This window comes from Salinicola sp. V024 (assembly GCF_052645315.1).
The window spans coordinates 377779-395439 of the sequence record NZ_JBQXYB010000001.1 but is presented as its reverse complement, the minus strand read 5'-3'; the positions used below and the strand labels follow the sequence as shown (position 1 = coordinate 395439).

16 protein-coding genes are annotated in these 17661 nt (G+C 65.2%); 11 read left to right on the top strand and 5 right to left on the bottom strand.

The window, feature by feature from the left end; all coding sequences use genetic code 11:
• Positions 1-242: 242 nt before the first annotated feature.
• From aroE to ACUN9V_RS01780, 3 genes are all read right to left on the bottom strand, one after another.
• Positions 243-1055, bottom strand: coding sequence for a shikimate dehydrogenase (gene aroE, locus ACUN9V_RS01790; protein WP_445510136.1), 813 nt, complete (start codon positions 1053-1055; stop codon positions 243-245).
• Positions 1052-1984: an oxygen-dependent coproporphyrinogen oxidase gene (gene hemF / locus ACUN9V_RS01785; protein WP_445510135.1), complete on the bottom strand. Its 933-nt coding sequence runs from the start codon at positions 1982-1984 to the stop codon at positions 1052-1054. The genes aroE and hemF overlap by 4 nt, the downstream gene beginning before the upstream one ends.
• 78 nt (positions 1985-2062) lie before the next feature.
• Positions 2063-2614: an L-threonylcarbamoyladenylate synthase gene (locus ACUN9V_RS01780; protein WP_445510134.1), complete on the bottom strand. Its 552-nt coding sequence runs from the start codon at positions 2612-2614 to the stop codon at positions 2063-2065.
• Positions 2615-2967: 353 nt separating this feature from the next.
• On the opposite strand from ACUN9V_RS01780, the gene ACUN9V_RS01775 reads away from it, so the two are divergent.
• On the top strand, positions 2968-3807 hold the full coding sequence (locus ACUN9V_RS01775) for a 5'-nucleotidase, lipoprotein e(P4) family (RefSeq protein ID WP_445510133.1): 840 nt from the start codon (positions 2968-2970) through the stop codon (positions 3805-3807).
• 117 nt (positions 3808-3924) lie between these two features.
• On the opposite strand, the gene dprA is transcribed toward ACUN9V_RS01775, so the two are convergent.
• Positions 3925-5097 (bottom strand): DNA-processing protein DprA, encoded by a 1173-nt coding sequence (gene dprA / locus ACUN9V_RS01770; protein WP_445510132.1) that lies wholly within the window; start codon positions 5095-5097, stop codon positions 3925-3927.
• A 49-nt stretch (positions 5098-5146) separates the two neighbouring features.
• A complete protein-coding gene (locus ACUN9V_RS01765; RefSeq protein ID WP_445510131.1) occupies positions 5147-6331 on the bottom strand; it encodes a LysM peptidoglycan-binding domain-containing protein in 1185 nt (394 codons plus the stop codon).
• A 219-nt stretch (positions 6332-6550) separates the two neighbouring features.
• On the opposite strand from ACUN9V_RS01765, the gene def reads away from it, so the two are divergent.
• The 10 genes from def (at position 6551) to ACUN9V_RS01715 (ending at position 17576) form a co-directional block, all read left to right on the top strand.
• Complete coding sequence (gene def / locus ACUN9V_RS01760) at positions 6551-7057, top strand: peptide deformylase (protein WP_445510130.1); 507 nt, start codon at positions 6551-6553, stop codon at positions 7055-7057.
• Positions 7058-7193: 136 nt separating this feature from the next.
• Positions 7194-8276 carry a methionyl-tRNA formyltransferase gene (gene fmt, locus ACUN9V_RS01755; protein ID WP_445510129.1) on the top strand — a complete coding sequence of 361 codons (1083 nt, stop codon included), beginning with the start codon at positions 7194-7196 and terminating at the stop codon, positions 8274-8276.
• Entirely contained in the window at positions 8273-9601 is a 1329-nt protein-coding gene (gene rsmB, locus ACUN9V_RS01750) for a 16S rRNA (cytosine(967)-C(5))-methyltransferase RsmB (RefSeq protein ID WP_445510128.1), read from the top strand. Before fmt ends, rsmB begins: the two co-directional genes overlap by 4 nt.
• A 134-nt stretch (positions 9602-9735) precedes the next feature.
• Positions 9736-10536 carry a bifunctional nicotinamidase/pyrazinamidase gene (gene pncA, locus ACUN9V_RS01745; RefSeq protein ID WP_445510127.1) on the top strand — a complete coding sequence of 267 codons (801 nt, stop codon included), beginning with the start codon at positions 9736-9738 and terminating at the stop codon, positions 10534-10536.
• A 109-nt stretch (positions 10537-10645) separates the two neighbouring features.
• Positions 10646-10852: a dodecin gene (locus ACUN9V_RS01740; protein ID WP_075562656.1), complete on the top strand. Its 207-nt coding sequence runs from the start codon at positions 10646-10648 to the stop codon at positions 10850-10852.
• 177 nt (positions 10853-11029) lie between these two features.
• The gene (gene trkA / locus ACUN9V_RS01735; protein WP_075562657.1) at positions 11030-12403 is read left to right on the top strand and encodes a Trk system potassium transporter TrkA; all 1374 of its coding nucleotides are present in this window, start codon (positions 11030-11032) and stop codon (positions 12401-12403) included.
• A gap of 73 nt (positions 12404-12476) precedes the next feature.
• Entirely contained in the window at positions 12477-13925 is a 1449-nt protein-coding gene (locus ACUN9V_RS01730) for a TrkH family potassium uptake protein (protein WP_445510126.1), read from the top strand.
• A 150-nt stretch (positions 13926-14075) separates the two neighbouring features.
• Positions 14076-15320, top strand: coding sequence for a serine/threonine transporter SstT (gene sstT, locus ACUN9V_RS01725; protein WP_445510125.1), 1245 nt, complete (start codon positions 14076-14078; stop codon positions 15318-15320).
• Positions 15321-15571: 251 nt separating this feature from the next.
• Entirely contained in the window at positions 15572-16786 is a 1215-nt protein-coding gene (locus ACUN9V_RS01720; RefSeq protein WP_445510124.1) for a TraB/GumN family protein, read from the top strand.
• A 316-nt stretch (positions 16787-17102) separates the two neighbouring features.
• Positions 17103-17576 carry an Hsp20 family protein gene (locus ACUN9V_RS01715; protein WP_445510123.1) on the top strand — a complete coding sequence of 158 codons (474 nt, stop codon included), beginning with the start codon at positions 17103-17105 and terminating at the stop codon, positions 17574-17576.
• Positions 17577-17661 lie beyond the last annotated feature (85 nt).

The following is a 17661-nucleotide window of genomic DNA, read 5'->3' as shown; positions in this document are numbered from 1 at the left end:
CGTGAATGCGAGGGGGATCCCTTCGCGCCCCCCTTTCTTGACGTCGCATGACGGCGAAACCCTGACCGCTGGAGCGCTGCTCCCGGTTCGGCGCGTAAGCACATCCCTGTGCCGGCGCGCCTCTGGCGACATCCCTGTCGCCAGACCCGTCTCAGCGCTCCAACTGTCAGCACCGTCATGAAGACGTCAGGGGGTGGCAAGTTCGACGTACAGGCTTTGCCGGCCTCTCCGACTACGAGCGCTTACAGCTCCCGCCTCAGCAGCTCCCGCAGCGGCGCGGTATCCGGACGCACCTGACGCCACAGCCAGAACGACTCCGCCGCCTGCTCGATCAGCATGCCGAGTCCGTCGACGGTGCGCGCGCCGTGCTCGGCCGCCCAACGCAGAAATACCGTCGGCTCGGCGGCATACATCATGTCGTAAGCCAGGCCTTCCGCAGCGAACGTCTCGTCGGGTAACGGCGGCAGATCGCCGGCCAGACTGGCACTGGTCGCGTTGATGACCAGATCGAACGGCCCCTCGACGTCATCGAATCCACAGCCGGACACTTCGCCCTTGGCGGCAAACAGCAACGCCAGTTGCTCCGCCTTGGCGACCGTACGGTTGGCGATCGTCAGCGAAGCGATACCGGCATCCAGCAGTGGTTCGATCACCCCACGCGAGGCGCCACCGGCGCCGAGCAACAGCACACGCGCCCCCTCGAGCGGAGCGGCGTGGGCCTGCAGGTCACGGACCAGGCCGACACCGTCGGTGGTATCGCCGTAGGTCTGGCCGTCGCGCCCCACCATCAATGTATTCACGGCACCGGCCAGCTGCGCTCGCGGTGACAGCACCTGCGCCAGCGCATAGGCGTCCTGCTTGAACGGCACCGTGACATTGGCGCCGCGACCGCCGGCTTCGACGAACGCCTGCCAGGCCCCCGCGAAGTCGATCTCGGGCGCTTCGATGGCATCGTAGCGCAGCGATTGCGCGGTCTGCTCGGCGAACGCCCTGTGGATACGTGGTGATTTCGAATGGCCAATGGGATTGCCGAAAACGGCGTAACGGTCGGTCATGACGGTTGGGGTTCCTCGGTTGCGGATAGCCAGTCGCGGGGTTCGAGGAACGCCTGCAGACGCGCCTCCTCGGTGCCGGCCTGCGGCGTCCACTGATACTTCCAGCGCGCCAGCGGTGGCATCGACATCAGAATCGATTCGGTACGTCCGCCACTCTGCAGGCCGAACAACGTGCCGCGGTCCCACACCAGATTGAATTCGACGTAACGCCCGCGGCGGTAGGACTGGAATTCCCGCTCGTGCTCGCCGAAAGGCACCTCGCGACGACGCCGGGCGATCGGCTCGAACGCCTCGAGAAAGCTCTCGCCGACCGAGCGCTGGAAAGCAAAGCACTCCTCGAACGGCCATTCGTTGAGATCATCGAAGAACAGCCCGCCGATGCCGCGCGTCTCGTTACGATGCTTGAGAAAGAAGTACTCGTCGCACCAGGCCTTGAAGCGCGGATAGACGTCGTCGCCGAAGGGATCGCAGGCCGCCTTGGCAACACGATGCCAATGCTGAACGTCTTCGAGATAAGGGTAGTAAGGCGTCAGGTCGTAGCCCCCACCGAACCACCACACGGGTTCCTCACCGGCCTTGTCGGCGATGAAGAAACGGATGTTGCCGTGAACGGTGGGCACGTGCGGATTACGCGGATGCAGTACCCAGGAGACGCCGACGGCGTGGAAACTGCGCCCCGCCAGCTCGGGGCGCGCCGCACTTGCCGAGGGCGGCAGTTTCTCGCCGTAGACATGCGATAAATTGACCCCGCCTTTCTCGAACAGCGCGCCCTCTTCGATCACCCGCGAACGACCGCCACCGCCCTCGGGGCGATCCCAGGTTTCCTCGTGAAAGCGCCCGTCGCCGTCGAGGGCAGTCAGCGCGTCGCTGAGTCGGTCCTGGAACGTGAGCAGGTATTCCTTGACGCGTTCGAGATGAGGATGTGCCACGGTCGTCGTTCCTTCGGGTCCGGAAAATATGAGTTCAGAGAGTGAATCGGGCAGTCTCGCTGCCAGCCGCTCGCGCCCTCAGGCACGCAGGGTCCGGTTGGTCATCAGGTCGCGAATGGTACTCGGCCGATCGCGTCCGCCCAAAGGCCCGTCGACGATGCCGTCCAGCGCCGTGCCGAACGTCTCGCGCACCTGCTCGGCGCTCATCGCCGACGGCTCACCGGCACGATTGGCGGACGTCGACACCAGCGGCCCGCCCCAGGCGGCACATAGCGTCTGTACCAGCGGGTGGTCGCTGACGCGTACCGCCAGGGTGGAATGCTTGCCACGAAGCAGCGGCGAGGCACGGCCGTTATCGGGAACCAACCAGGTATTGGGACCGGGCCAGGTCGCGGTCAGCCGGGCCATCGCCGCGTCGTCGATGCCCTCGAGCCAGGCCGAGAGCTGGCGGATGTCACCGGCGATCAGGATCAGCCCTTTTTCACTGGCGCGACCCTTGAGCGCGATCAACGCGGCCAATGCCCGCTCGTTGTCCGGATCGCAGCCAAGTCCCCAGACGCCTTCGGTGGGATAGGCGATGACCCCGCCGCGCTGGAGCGCCGCGACCGCTGCCGCATACTCTTGCCTCATCCTTGCCTCGTTTTGATCTCTATTCACGAAAAGCTATGCGTCACGAAAAGCTGCGCGTCACGAGAATCTGCACGACATGAATATCGGCGCGAAAGCCGGTACCGGAACCTGAAGGGAAACAAGGGCACCGAGCGTGGCGCAAATTCTAGCATGTCGGCATGGGCTCGGGCCGCGCCTCGACGTCGCACCCGCCCTCACCCGCCTGCCGATCCACAGCTGGCGAATGCTCGGATCGCCAGCCATATTGACTCGTCGTAGGCTCATCGCCAGACAACGACCGACCCTCGTAGACACTCACCGACCTCGACAGACAGTGACCGGCCCTCGACAGACAACCGACAAGGAAACCGACGATGTCCCGTTCTCCACTCTCTCTATCCCTGATCTCGCTGGCGCTGGCCGGCGGGCTGACCGCCTGCGCCCAGCAACCCGCGCAGCCGCCGAGCCAGTCGACGTCGCTTTCCGACGAACTGGTGATGGCGACGGTGTGGATGCAGTCTTCGGGAGAGTACGCCGCGCTCAGCCATCAGGCCTTCAATCTCGCCCGGATGAATCTGGATCGCGCGCTTTCCGCGCCGGGTAACAATCAGCAGCGCCCGCCGGCGATCATCGTCGACGTCGACGAGACCGTTCTCGACAACGCGGCCTACGAGGCGTGGTTGATTGCCAACGACGAGAACTACGCCAGCGACAGCTGGCATCAGTGGGTGGAGAAGGCCAGCGCGGTGCCGATGCCCGGTGCCAAGGCATTTCTGGACTACGCCGCCTCCCGCGGGGTCGAGGTCTTCTATGTCACCAACCGGCGCGAGAACGAGTCCGACGCGACGCTGCGCAACCTGCGCCAGGTCGGCTTCCCCGATGCCGACAGCGAGCATTTCCTGCCGCGCACCGATGCCAGCGACAAGACGCCGCGACGTCAGCGGGTGGCACAGTCGCACTGGGTCGTGCTGCTGATGGGGGACAACCTGGGAGACTTTTCCGCCGGCTTCGATCGCGAGACCGCCGCGGCGCGACGAGCTGCCGTCAACGCGCAGGCCGACGCCTTCGGCAGCCGCTACATCGTACTGCCCAATCCGGCCTACGGCGCCTGGGAAGAAGCGATTTACGGCGGCGACTGGAGCCTGAGCGACGAGGAGAAGTCGCGCGCGCGGCGCAACCATCTGGAAGTGTGGGGCGGGCCAACGACCCAATAGCCCAATAGCCCAGGAACCCAGGAACCCAGGAACCCAGGAACCTGATAGCCCAACAGGCGGCATTCGCGCCTGACGGCCAGAATTCCGTGTCGAAGATGGCCGAGACAAGGGTCGCTCTTAGCGCCCTCGCCGGACCCAGCCGCCGGTGGTCTGCGCAACCCAGCCGTCGAGTTCGAGCTCGAGCAGGCCCAGCTGGAGCTCGGCCACCGACTGCCCGGTGAGCTCGACCAGCAGGTCTACCGGCGTCGGCGCGTCGGTGAGCGCTGCCAACAGCGGCGAGTCGGGTGCGGCGGGCGCAACGTTCGGCGCCGACCGGCTTGCCGTGGACGGCTGCGAGCGATCCCCCGCGATCCGCTGATCCTCCTCGCGGCCCGTCGTCGTGGCGGAGACAGGCAGCTGCCACGGCGCCAGGTCGGCGAGCATGTCGTCGACATCGCGCACCAACGCCGCTTCGCCCTGACGAATCAGGCGCAGGCAGCCCGTCGACTGCGGGTTGTGAATCGACCCGGGTATGGCGAAGACTTCCCGGTCCTGCTCCAGCGCCAGCCTGGCGCTGACCAGCGAACCGCTCTTTTCCGCCGCTTCCACCACCAGCACGCCCTGGGCAAGACCGGTAATCAGGCGGTTGCGACGGGGAAAGAAGCGCGGATGCGCCCGCGTGTCCGGCGGATGTTCGGAGAGCAGCAGTCCCTGCCCTGCCAGCAGTTCCCGGTAGAGGAAAGCGTGGCGCGGCGGATAGATCACGTCCACCCCGCAGCCGAGCACGCCGATGGTCGCGCCGCCCGCCTGCAATGCCGCTCGCTGCGCGGCGCCGTCGATTCCCAGCGCCATGCCGCTAACGATGCAGTAGCCTCTTTCGACCAGATCTCGGGCGAAGCGCATCGCGTTGTCCTGACCTTCCCGGGTGGGTCGCCGGGTACCCACGATCGCCATGGCCGGGCGAGCCAGCACATCGAGATCGCCCTTGGCCCAGACAACGCTCGGCGGGTCCGGCAGCTGATCGAGCAGATCCGGCCACGCCGGATGACCGGGATGCAGCAGATGATGGCGGGGATCTTCGGCTTCCCAGGCGATCGCGGCGTCGACCGAAGCCGTAAGCGGGCTGCGCGCCGGATGTTCCAGCCACAGTCGCAGCGGCTGGGCCAGAGTCGCGGGTAGCGCCGCCAGCCAGCCCTGGGGCCAGTGCAGATCGTCCTCCTCGCGCCAGCGGCGCATCAGCGGCGCCAATTTGGCCGGACCCAGTCCGGGTAGCGCATCCAGCGCCAGCCAGTCGCGAATTCCCAGCGTCATGACCGACACCCGTCGCTGCCGGAGGCGAGCCGGCTCATGGCTGCGCCGATCAAAAAGCCCCTCCGCTCGCCACTGTTTCACGCAGATCCCGCGGCACCACCAGCCGATCGCCCACCGCCAGCGCCTGAGAAGCGCGCATCACCAGGGCGTAACTGAGGTGATCGAAAACACGAAACACCATCACCGCCCCCGCTTCGGTATCCGGTAGCGTCACCCAGGCGTCACGCACGTCGTCACGGACCTTTTCGCCCTGGCGCATGACCTGCAGCACATGGCCCGTCTCGAGGCCGTCCGCGCGGCCGCGGTCGATCGCCACGACATCGTTGCGACCAATGAATCGGACGCCGTCCGGCACCGACAGAATCGTTGCCACCACCGGTGTGTCCGGCGCGCGCGGCAGGAATTCGGTGGCAATACCGCCTTCGTCGAGGGCCAGCAGATAGTCGCCATTACGGATTTCCTGCACCGCATCCAGCACTTGGAGCTCGCCGACGTCGCCGACGTTGCGAATTACCTTTACGTGGCCGAGCCGCTGAAGCTCCAGACCAACGGATGTCATTTCCAATGTCTCTTGACCGGGCGTCGTCTGGTCCGTTGCCTGCTGGGCGGCTTGTCGAGACTGGCCGGTCGGCAACGGCATGCGGTAATCCGTCCCCGGCCGATACACACCCAGCGTGGCCCCCGCCGCTGGCAGATCACCATGGGCATATAACTTATCGCCGGCACCACTCAGCAGCCGCTGGGCCTGACCGGCGACGACCGTCGGCGCGTCGTCGAGAACATCGGGATCGACGATCTGGTAGGCGTCGAGAAAGACCTTGATTCGATCCAGCGGCAATCCGGGCACCGCGTCACGCGTTGGCGCTCGGCGCACACCGGGGGAAAGCCGAACCGGTTGCCCGCGCCCTCGCTCGAGGGAAAGACGCGGCGCGCCTGTGCTCGCCTCCAGATGGATCACGTCTCCGGGGTAGAGCTTCCGCGGCGAAGCCAACTGTGGATTACGCTGCCACAGCTGCTGCCACTGCCACGGCGCGTCGAGAAAGCGCGCGGCGATGCCCCACAGCGTATCGCCTTCACGAACAGTGTAGCTGGCCGGGGCGTCCGCCCTGAGCGAGAGCGAATCAGCCTGAACTGACGATGCCGGCAACGCCGCCACCCCCAGAGCCGCGACCAGCAGCCACCGCCCCGCCACCGAGCGGCAACGACGCGCCCGCCAACCCTGCAAACTGATCATTGCTTTAGTCTTCCCCCGAGGTGAACGCCGACGTCTTCCCGTATAGATCGGCCCCCGCCCTGCGGACTTGAGGATGAGAGCTCGGCGGACTCGAGGTGGAGAGCCAGGCGGACTCGAGCACGAGAAGTCCCCAAGACCCGCCAGGCGGTTCCCCCGTCGACGCTGGCGCTCTACAATAGGCACTACACGTCACTCATGCCGATAGGCACGCAAACGACTATGGCCATCAGAACCATTCTTCAATATCCCGATCCGCGTCTTCGCACCAAGGCGGCGCCGGTCGCTCAGGTCGACGACAGCATCCGTGCGCTGGTCGACGACATGATCGAAACCATGTACGACGCCTCGGGCATCGGCCTGGCCGCGACGCAGATCGACGTTCATCAGCGCGTGATCGTCATGGATGTCAGCGACGACCGTAACGGCCCGCTGGTGCTGATCAACCCGAGCTACGAGCCGCTGGACGATGAGCGCGAGCCGCTGCAGGAAGGCTGCCTGTCGATCCCCGATTACTACGCCGAGGTGCCGCGCGCGCTGCGCGTCCGCCTCAATGCCACCGATCGCGATGGCAACGCCTACGAACTGGACGCCGACGGCCTGCTGGCGCACTGCATCCAGCACGAGTGCGACCATCTCGAAGGCGTGCTGTTCGTCGATTATCTGTCGCCGCTCAAGCGCGACCGGATTCTCAAGAAAATGCAGAAACGGCTGAAGCAGGACGCCTGAGCGTCGCCTCCATCGCCGACCAGGCACCGCCACTCAGGCTTTCAAAGGCCGGCCGTCTCCGTGACGCCGGCCTTTCGTCCTTTCATCCACGGGAGTCACTTCCGTTGTCGGCATCATCCATCAGGAAAAGCATCGAATGAGTCACCGTTGTGAAGGACAGCCGCTGCGGATCCTCTTCGCCGGTACGCCCGATTTCGCCGCCGAGAGCCTAGCGGCCCTGCTCGCCTCCCGCCATCGGGTCGTCGGCGTCTACACGCAGCCGGATCGACCTGCCGGCCGTGGCCGCAAGCTCACGCCCAGCCCGGTCAAGCGGCTGGCGCTCGAGCATGGGCTGGTGGTGGAAACGCCGATCAGCCTCAAGAACGAAGAGGCTCAGCGACGACTGGCCGAATTCGATGCCGACGTGATGATCGTCGTCGCCTACGGCCTGCTGCTGCCGCAGGCGGTGCTCGATATCCCCCGGCTCGGCTGCCTCAACGTGCACGCCTCGCTGCTGCCGCGCTGGCGCGGTGCGGCACCGATCCAGCGTGCCATCGAGGCGGGCGACGTCGAGAGCGGTATCACCCTGATGCAGATGGATGCCGGCCTCGATACCGGCGCCATGCTGCTGATCAAGCGCACCCCGATCGATGACACCACGACCGGCGGCGAACTGCATGACCGACTCGCCGAGCTGGGCGGCCAGACCCTGATCGAAGGCGTCGACGCGCTGGCCGCGCAGGATCTGACCTCGACGCCGCAGCCGGAGGCCGGTGTCACCTACGCCAGCAAGCTCTCGAAGCCGGAAGCGGAGCTCGACTTCAGCCAATCAGCGGTCGCGCTGTCACGCCAGATTCGCGCCTTCAATCCCTGGCCGGTGGCCTGGACACGACTCGACGGCGAGCCCCTGCGGCTGTGGTTCGCGACCCCGGAAGCCGAGATCGAGAGCTCCGAACTCGGCAGTCCTGAACTCGGCAGTCCTGAACTCGGAGAGCAGAACGTCAAGCCCGGAACGCTGCTCGAACCCGCCTCGGATGCCATCCGAATCGCTTGTGGCGACGGTGGCCGCGAGGTTCTGCGCGTGAGCCAGCTGCAGATGCCTGGCGGCAAGCCGCTGGCGGCCCGCGACCTGCTCAACGCCAACCATCCCCGGCTCGCACCCGGGCAGTGCTTGGGGCCAGGTTTCGATCAACGTTCCGGCCAACCACTCGATCCGTCATCCAAGGAAGCCGCCCAATGAATCCTGGCGATACTCGCGCGTTTGCCGCGCAACTGCTGGTACCGGTACTGAACGGCAAGGGCTCGCTGTCGAGCCTGGACGCCGATCTGGCCTCCAGCGTGATCAAGGAGCGCGATCGCGGCTTCGTCAAGGCGCTGTGCTTCGGCGTATGTCGCACGCATCCGCGACTGGAAGCCCTCGCCAACCAGCTGCTGCGCGAGCCCCTGAAAGCGCGCGACACCGACATCCAGGCGCTGCTGCTGATCGGCCTGTATCAGATTCTGCACATGCGGGTGCCGCCCCACGCCGCCGTCAGCGAAACCGCCGGTGCCGCTCGCGCCTTCGGCAAGGGGTGGGCGACGAAGGTGCTCAATGGCTGTCTGCGCCGCTTCCAGCGCGAATCGGTGGCGCTGCAGGCCAAGGTCGACCGCGATGCGCCGGTAGCGCTGTGGCATCCCGCCTGGCTGCTACTGGAGTTTCGCGACGCCTGGCCGGAATACTGGCGGGCGATCTGCGAAGCCAACAACGAGCCGGGGCCGATGACCCTGCGCGTCAATCGCCGCCGCGTCACCCGCGAGGATTATCTCCAGCGTCTAACGACCGCCGGCCTGTCGGCATCGCCCTGCGCCGTCGCCGAGGACGGTATCCAGCTGGAAAGCCCCTGCGACGTGACCCAGCTCCCCGGTTTCGCCGAAGGCGACGTCAGCGTTCAGGACGAATCCGCGCAGCTCTGTGCCGAGCTGCTGGCACCGGTATTGCAGGACAGCAACGACAGGCGCGTACTCGATGCCTGCAGCGCCCCCGGCGGCAAGACGGCCCACCTGCTCGAACGCTTCGATGCTCGACTCACCGCGCTGGACGTCGACGCCACTCGCCTCAAACGCGTGGCGACGACGCTGCAGCGCCTGCATCTGGACGCCACGCTGCACGCCGCCGATGCCAGCGCGGCGAGCGCCGACGACAGCTGGTGGGATGGCGAGCCCTTCGATGCGATTCTGCTCGACGCGCCCTGCTCCGGCACCGGCGTCATTCGCCGCCATCCCGACATCAAGCTCGCGCGCCGTCACAGCGATATCGCCGAACTGGCCGCGCTGCAGGCGCGACTGCTCGCGTCGCTGTGGGCCAAGCTCGCGCCGGGCGGCACGCTGCTCTACGCCACCTGCTCGGTGCTGCCGGTGGAGAACGCGACACAGATCGAAAAATTTCTGGCCCGTACGCCGGATGCCGTCGCCGATATGCCCGACGATCTGAGCTGGGGCCGCCCCGCCGGCCAGGGCCAGCAGCTGTTGCCGGCTGCCACCGGCCACGATGGCTTCTTCTACGCTCGCCTGCGCAAGCAAGCCTGACCTGGAGACAGGATCCACGTCGGGGTGGCTCGCCGCCCCGACGTGCTGTCACGTCTCTCCCGCGCTTCTCACTTGCGACATGCCCATCCGCCTTCGATACTGGAACTGAATTCGCCATTCAGGAAGCGCCGGCCGTGCCTGACAACGAGGTTTTCGAAACGGACGTTCTCGCTACGGAAGTTCCCAATACCGAGGCTCCCGAGACCGAGTCTCCCGATACCGAGGCTACTAGTACTGAGTCTTCCGAGATCGAGTCTCCCGATACCCGGCACCGCACCGAGACGCAGCCCGCGGGGCTGGCACTCGGCGGCATCTCTTCGCATAGCGCCCTGATCATCGTCGACGTGCAGCCGGACTTCATGCCCGGCGGCGCGCTTGCCTGCGCCCAGGGCGACGAGATTCTGCTGGGGCTCGAATGGCTGCTGGCCCAGCAAGCCTTCGACCATGTCGTGGCGACCCAGGACTGGCACCCGGCCGGGCACGTGTCGTTTGCCTCCAAGCACCCGCCGCATCAGCCGTTCGAAGCGCTCGAATTTTACGGCCACTCCCAGACGCTATGGCCCGACCACTGCATTCAGCGCACCGAAGGAGCGGCGCTGCATCCGGCCATCGACTGGTCCTGTTGCGACGCGATCATTCGCAAGGGCACCGATCCCGCCATCGACTCCTACAGCGCCTTTCGAAACAACGTCGGCCCCGACGGCCATCGCCCCGCCACCGGGCTGGCCGGCTGGCTGCGCGACCGACGCGTCACCGATGTTTATGTCTGCGGCCTGGCCCGCGATGTCTGCGTGCTGTGGACCGCGGAGGATGCCGTGGCGGCCGGCTTCAAGACTCATTTTCTCTGGTCGTTGACGCGCCCGGTCACTTACGAGACCGACGACATCACGCGTCAGCGACTTTCGGAGCTGGGTGTCGTCATCGTCGACACCTGAGTTTTCAGCGCCTCGCAGGACGCAGGCGCTCTGTCACCCACGCGTTTTCACCGACCACTTTCACCAACTACGTTCACCGACCACGTTCACCCAAGCAAGGAGCATCAACATGAGCGACCACGTCTACAAGCAGATCGAACTGACCGGCTCTTCCCCCACCAGCATCGAGGATGCCGTACAGAACGCCCTGCAGAAGGCCAGCAAGACCGTTCACGGCATGCGCTGGTTCGAGGTCACCGAAACCCGCGGCCACCTGGAGGACAATAAGCTTGCCCACTGGCAGGTCACCATCAAGGTCGGCGTCACGATGGATTGAGAAGCGCTACCCGGCGGGGCGATTTCGCCCCGCCGACCAGTTGTCGACCACGGTCCTGTCATTCAGCCTGTCGGCTCGTTATGCTACGCGCTGATTTCGGCGCCGGACGGCATGATATCGCCGCTCCTGCGCCGGTAAACTGACAGGCGGCCCGCCGTGCTTCCGTGAAGGTTTGGCATGAAAATTATCATACTAGGTGCCGGTCAGGTCGGCGGCACGCTGGCCGAGCATCTGGCCCACGAAGAGAACGACATCACCGTCGTCGATATCAACGAAGAGCGGCTGCGCGAACTGCAGAACCGGCTCGATATCCGCACGGTGATCGGCACGGCGTCCTACCCCAATATTCTGCGTCAGGCCGGTGGCGAGGATGCGGACATGCTGATCGCGGTGACCAGCTCCGACGAGATCAACATGATCGCCTGTCAGGTCGCGCACACACTGTTCCGCACGCCGACCAAGATCGGTCGCGTGCGCTCGACGGCCTACCTGACACGCAAGAGCCTGTTCTCCAACGACGCCATTCCCGTGGACGTCCTGATTAGCCCCGAACAGGTAGTGACCGACCATATTCGCCGCCTGATCGAGTATCCCGGCGCGCTGCAGGTTCTCGATTTCGCCGGTGGCCTGGTCCAGTTGGTGGCGGTCAAGGCCTATTACGGCGGTCCGCTGGTGGGTCAGGAATTGGGCTTTCTGCGCCGCCACATGCCGAACATCGACACACGCGTGGCGGCGATCTACCGCCGCGACCGGCCGATCATCCCCACCGGTGACACCGTGATCGAGGCCGACGACGAGGTGTTCTTCATCGCCGCGCGCCGCGATATCCGCACCGTGATGGGCGAGCTGCGCAAGGTCGACCGCGACTTCCGCCGCGTATTGATCGCCGGCGGCGGCAACATCGGCGAACGCCTGGCCGAAACCCTGGAACACAAGCATCAGGTCAAGATCATCGAGCATGATCTGACCCGCTGCGGCGCGCTGTCCGAACGCCTCGACCGCACCGTGGTGCTGCACGGCAGCGCCACCAGCAAGCGGTTGATGCTCGAAGAGAACATCGAGGACTGCGACATCTACTGCGCGCTGACCAACGACGACGAGGTCAACATCATGTCGTCGATGCTGGCCAAGCGTCTCGGCGCCAAGAAGGTGCTGACGCTGATCAACAACGCCGCCTACGTGGATCTGGTACAGGGCGGCGAGATCGATATCGCGATCTCGCCCCAGCAGACCACCATCGGCAGCCTGCTGACCCATGTGCGGCGTGGCGATATCGTCAACGTGCACTCGCTGCGGCGCGGCGCCGCCGAGGCGATCGAGGCCATCGCCCACGGCGACAAACGCTCCTCTCGCGTGGTCGGGCGCACGATCGGTGAAGTCGACCTGCCCAGCGGCACCAGCATCGGTGCCATCGTGCGCGGCAAGGAGGTCCTGATCGCCCACGACGACGTCATGATCGCGACCGGCGACCACCTGATCCTGTTCGTCATCGACAAGCGTCGAATCCGCGACGTCGAACGGCTGTTTCAGGTCGGCCTGACCTTCTTCTGATGTCCGACGTCGCCACCCTAACCGTCGTGCGCCCGACCACCCATCCTTCTCGCCCGGCAGGGAGCGCCGCCTCTTGAGTTTTCTGGTGATTCTACGAATCGTCGGGCTGCTGTTGATGGTGTTCAGCCTGACCATGGTCCCGCCCATGGTCATCGCCCGGATCTTCCACGACGGCAACTGGTACGCCTTCGGCACCGGCATGGCGATCTCGATCGTCACCGGCGCCCTGCTCTACTGGCCCAATCGCCACGCCAAACGCGAGCTGCGTACCCGTGACGGGTTCATCATCACCGTGCTGTTCTGGAGCGTGCTCGGGCTGTTCGGGACCATCCCGTTCATGGTCTCCGAAGCGCCGTCGATGTCGTTCACCGACGCGGTATTCGAATCGTTCTCGGGCCTCACCACTACCGGCGCCACGGTGCTCAGCGGCATCGACCACCTGCCGGCATCGATCCGCTTCTACCGCCAGCAGCTGCAATGGCTCGGCGGCATGGGGATCGTGGTACTCGCAGTGGCGATTCTGCCGACGCTCGGCATCGGCGGCATGCAGCTCTACCGCACCGAGATTCCCGGGCCGCTGAAGGACTCCAAGCTGACCCCGCGAATCACCGAGACGGCCAAGGCGCTGTGGTACATCTATCTGATCCTGACCGTGGTCTGCGCACTGGCCTACTGGGGCGCGGGGATGAACTGGTTCGACGCCATCGGCCACAGCTTCGCCACCGTCGCCGTCGGCGGCTTCTCCACCTACGACGCCAGCATTTCGCATTTCGACAGCGCCACCATCGAGATGATCTGCGTGTTTTTCATGATCATCTCCTCGGTCAGCTTCGGCCTGCACTTTGCGGTGTGGCGCGAGCGACGCCTGCTGCAGTACATCCGCGATCCGGAATTCCGCTTCTTCGTGACCTTTCTGGTGCTGCTGGTCACGATCACCATCATCACCCTTTTCGCCACCGGCACCTACCACGACGCCACCGGTATTCGCCACGGCCTGTTCGAAGCGGTCTCGGTGGCGACCACGTCCGGTTTCAGCGTGGCCGACTTCACGCTGTGGCCCGGCGTGCTGCCGATCATGCTGTTCATGGCGGCGTTCGTCGGCGCCTGTTCCGGCTCGGCGGGCGGCGGTATCAAGGTGATCCGGATCCTGCTGATCCTCAAGCAGGGCATTCGCGAGATTCATCGCCTGATTCACCCGAATGCCATATTCGCGGTCAAGGTCGGCAAGATGCGTATTTCGGAAGGCGTCGCCGAAGCCGTCTGGGGTTTCTTTTCGGTCTACATGATGCTTTTCGTAGTGATGCTGCTGGCCCTGCTCGCCACCGGCATGGATCAGGTGACGGCGTGGTCGGCGATCGGCTCGTCGCTCAATAACCTCGGCCCGGGACTGGGCAAGGTCTCCACCGACTACGGCGACATCCCCAGCATCGCCAAGTGGATTCTGGTGCTGGCGATGATGCTGGGCCGGCTGGAGATCTTCACCATTCTGGTGCTGTTCACGCCGGCCTTCTGGCGCCGCTGAGGCCGAAACGATCGACCGTCGAGCTGGCCTTCTTCCGGGTACGGGGCAGATGGCGATGATAGAATGCCCCGCTTCGCCACCATCATTGCCATTACCACAGCCATCACGATGGCCGTCAGCCTCGCCACCCGGCAACCTCAAGAGAGCGTCATGTCCGCCAGTTCCGAATCCCGTACCGCCTCTTCGCCCCGGTTTCGCATCGGTCTCATTCCCCAGATTCTGATCGGCATCGCCGCAGGGCTGATTCTGGCGTCACTGGCGCCCTCGATCGCCTCAACGTTTGCCATCCTCGGGGATCTGTTCATCGGCGCGCTCAAGGCGGTGGCGCCGATTCTGGTTTTCGTGCTGGTCATGGCCGCGATCGCCGGCCATCAGCGCGGCCAGCCGACCCAGATTCGCGGCGTGCTGATGCTCTATCTGATCGGCACCCTGGTCGCCGCGCTGGTCGCGGTGACCGCCAGCTTCGCCTTCCCGACGACGCTGATCCTCGACGCACCCAGCGCCGACGGCACGCCGCCGACGGGCGTCGTCGAGATTCTCCGCAATCTGGCCATGAGTGCGGTGGACAACCCGGTACATGCGCTGACCGAGGCGAACTTCATCGGCATCCTGGCGTGGGCGGTCGGGCTCGGCCTGCTGCTCCGCCGCGCCAATGACACCACGCGCCGGGCACTGGGCGATCTCTCCGACGCCGTCTCCGGACTGGTGCGCTGGATCATTCGTTTCGCGCCGCTGGGCATCTTCGGTCTGGTCGCCGACACCTTCGCCTCGACCGGCATGAGCGCGCTGGTCGACTACGCCCAGCTGCTGGTGGTTCTGCTCGGCTGCATGGCCTTCGTGGCGCTGGTGACCAACCCGCTGATCGTGTTCCTCTACATCCGCCGCAACCCCTACCCGCTGGTTTTCGCCTGTCTTCGCGGCAGTGCCATTACCGCGTTCTTCACCCGCAGCAGCGCGGCCAACATCCCGGTCAACCTGGCGCTGTGCGAGCGGCTGGACCTGCACACCGACACCTATTCCGTTTCGATTCCGCTGGGCGCCACGATCAACATGTCCGGCGCCGCAGTGACGATCACGGTGATGACGCTGGCCGCCGTCAATACCCTGGGAATCGACGTCGATTTCGCCACGGCGGTACTGCTGTGCGTGGTTTCCGCGCTGGCCGCGTGCGGGGTTTCCGGTGTCGCCGGCGGCTCGCTGCTGCTGATCCCGATGGCGGCGAGCCTGTTCGGCATCTCGGCCGACGTCGCCATGCAGGTGGTGGCGATCGGCTTCGTCATCAGCGTGCTGCAGGACGCCACCGAAACGGCGCTCAACTCTTCCACCGATGTGCTGTTCACTGCCGCCGCCTGCCGTTCGCCCCACGCCGAAGCCCACCTTGCCGGCCGCGATTGATCCGCGAGCGGGACGCGCGCGGGGAAGCCGCCCGCGCTTGATGGCAAGACGCCCGCGGGGGTGACAGAAGACGTCAGCCCTCGCCCGCCGCCACTTCTCACTCCACACCCCCCACTACGCATCGCCGGTTTTCGCAGTCAATCGCTTGGAATTGGCGGCACGACGTGCAATATGGGGCGAGGATCTCTCAGCTTACAATCATTCAGCTTACGATCTTTCCGCCTTATCTCTTTCAGCCTGGAACGCCCTTGATGTCTGACACCGCTGCCGGACCTCGCGAGACCGTCAATCTCGCCGATCATCATCTGACGCTGCTGGGTACCGCCCACGTTTCCCAGGCCAGCGCCGACGAGGTTCGCGAACTGATTCGTTCCGGCGAATTCGATGCCGTCGCGATCGAACTCTGCACCTCGCGCCATCAGAGCCTGGTCCAGCCCAACGCCATGGCCAAGCTCGACCTGTTCCAAGTCCTCAAGCAGGGCAAGGCCGGGATGGTCGCCGCCAGTCTGGCGCTGGGCGCGTTCCAGCAACGGGTCGCCGAGCAATCCGGGATCGAGCCCGGGGCGGAGATGCGCACGGCGGTCAAGGAGACGCAGCGTGCCGGGCTGCCGCTCTATCTGATCGATCGCGAGATCGGGGTGACGCTCAAGCGCATCTATCAGAACGTGCCCTGGTACAAGCGCTTCAGCCTGATCTCCGGTCTCCTGGGTAGCGTACTGTCGCGCCAGAAGGTCTCGAGCGAAGAGATCGAAAAGCTCAAGCAGGGGGACGTGCTCGAGTCCACTTTCGCCGAATTCGCCGAACAGTCCCAGACGCTCTATGAACCGCTGATCACCGAGCGCGACCGCTATATGGCGCTCAAGCTGGTCGAGGAACTGCCGGACGGCAGCGCCAAGCGCGTGCTGGTGGTGATTGGCGCCGGCCACCTCAAGGGCATGACGGACCATCTGCAGACCTTGAACCAGCAGACGCCCGAACTCGATGCCGTGATCCAGGAACGTGCCAATTTGGAGGCGACCGCTCCCCGTTCGCGCTGGTGGAAGGTGATCCCGTGGGTGATCGTCGCCCTGGTCCTGACCGGCTTCGCTATCGGGTTCAGTCGCGATACGTCACTCGGCTGGTCGCTGGTGGGCGAATGGGTACTGATCAATGGCAGCTTCTCCGCGCTTGGCGCACTGATCGCCCTAGCGCATCCGCTGACGATCATCGCCGCCTTCGTCGGCGCCCCGCTGACCTCGCTCAACCCGACCATCGGTGTCGGCTTCGTGACCGCCGGCGTCGAGCTCTATCTTCGCCGCCCCACCGTCGGCGACTTCTCGCGGCTGCGCAGCGACGTCAGCCATTGGCAGGGCTGGTGGCGCAATCGCGTCGCCCGCACGCTGCTGGTATTCCTGCTATCGAGCGTAGGCTCCGCCATCGCGACCTGGGTCGCCGGTCTGCGCATCGCCGGCCAGCTGTTCGGCTGATGGCTCTGACTGATGAACGCGCCGTCCAGCCCGGCCGGCGCTTGAATCCCCCGAAAGCGACTCCATATCGAGCTTGAAGTCGTCAACCACACCGGTTTCAGACGCGTCGAAAAAAATTCAAGGATTGGCATTTCGACCGCTTGAAAACGAATTCGACGGCCCTATTTAACATAACGTCGAGATTGAGCAGTCGCGAACGGCATCATCGATGCGTTCGTTCTCGACGGCAGATGCCGCCAAGCGGGTCTGCGATCCGGCGCTCCGGAATGGGTCCGGGCGTCAGTAAAGCTTCGCTGTCAATCAGGGGGTTATTACCATGAACACACTGTCACTCTCCCCGCTGTTCCGTCGCTCCGTGGGCTTCGACCGTCTCAACGACCTGTTCGAATCCTCGCTGCAGAACGACGTACCCAGCTATCCGCCGTACAACGTCGAGAAATACGGCGATAACGACTATCGGATCGCCGTCGCCACGGCGGGATTCGCCGAGCAGGAACTCGACGTCAATGTCGAAAAGCGGGTGCTGACGATCACCGCGGGTAAAGGCGAGCGCCAGGAAGACGACCGAGTGCAGTATCTGCATCAGGGCATCGCCCAGCGCGCCTTCAAGCTGTCGTTCCGGCTCGACGAGAACATCGAAGTCCAGGGCGCCCGGCTCGAAAATGGCCTGTTGATCGTCGATCTGCTGCGCGTGATTCCCGAAGAGCAGCGGCCACGCCAGATTCCGATCAATGGCAGTCAACGCCGCCTGACCGAGGCTCAGCCGACCACGGAGACAGTCACTAGCTGACACCTGAGCCGCATGAGGGCCCGCCGCCAAGCCAATGGCGGCCGACCAGACGAAGACGCCCCCGACGGAGAGATCCGTCGGGGGC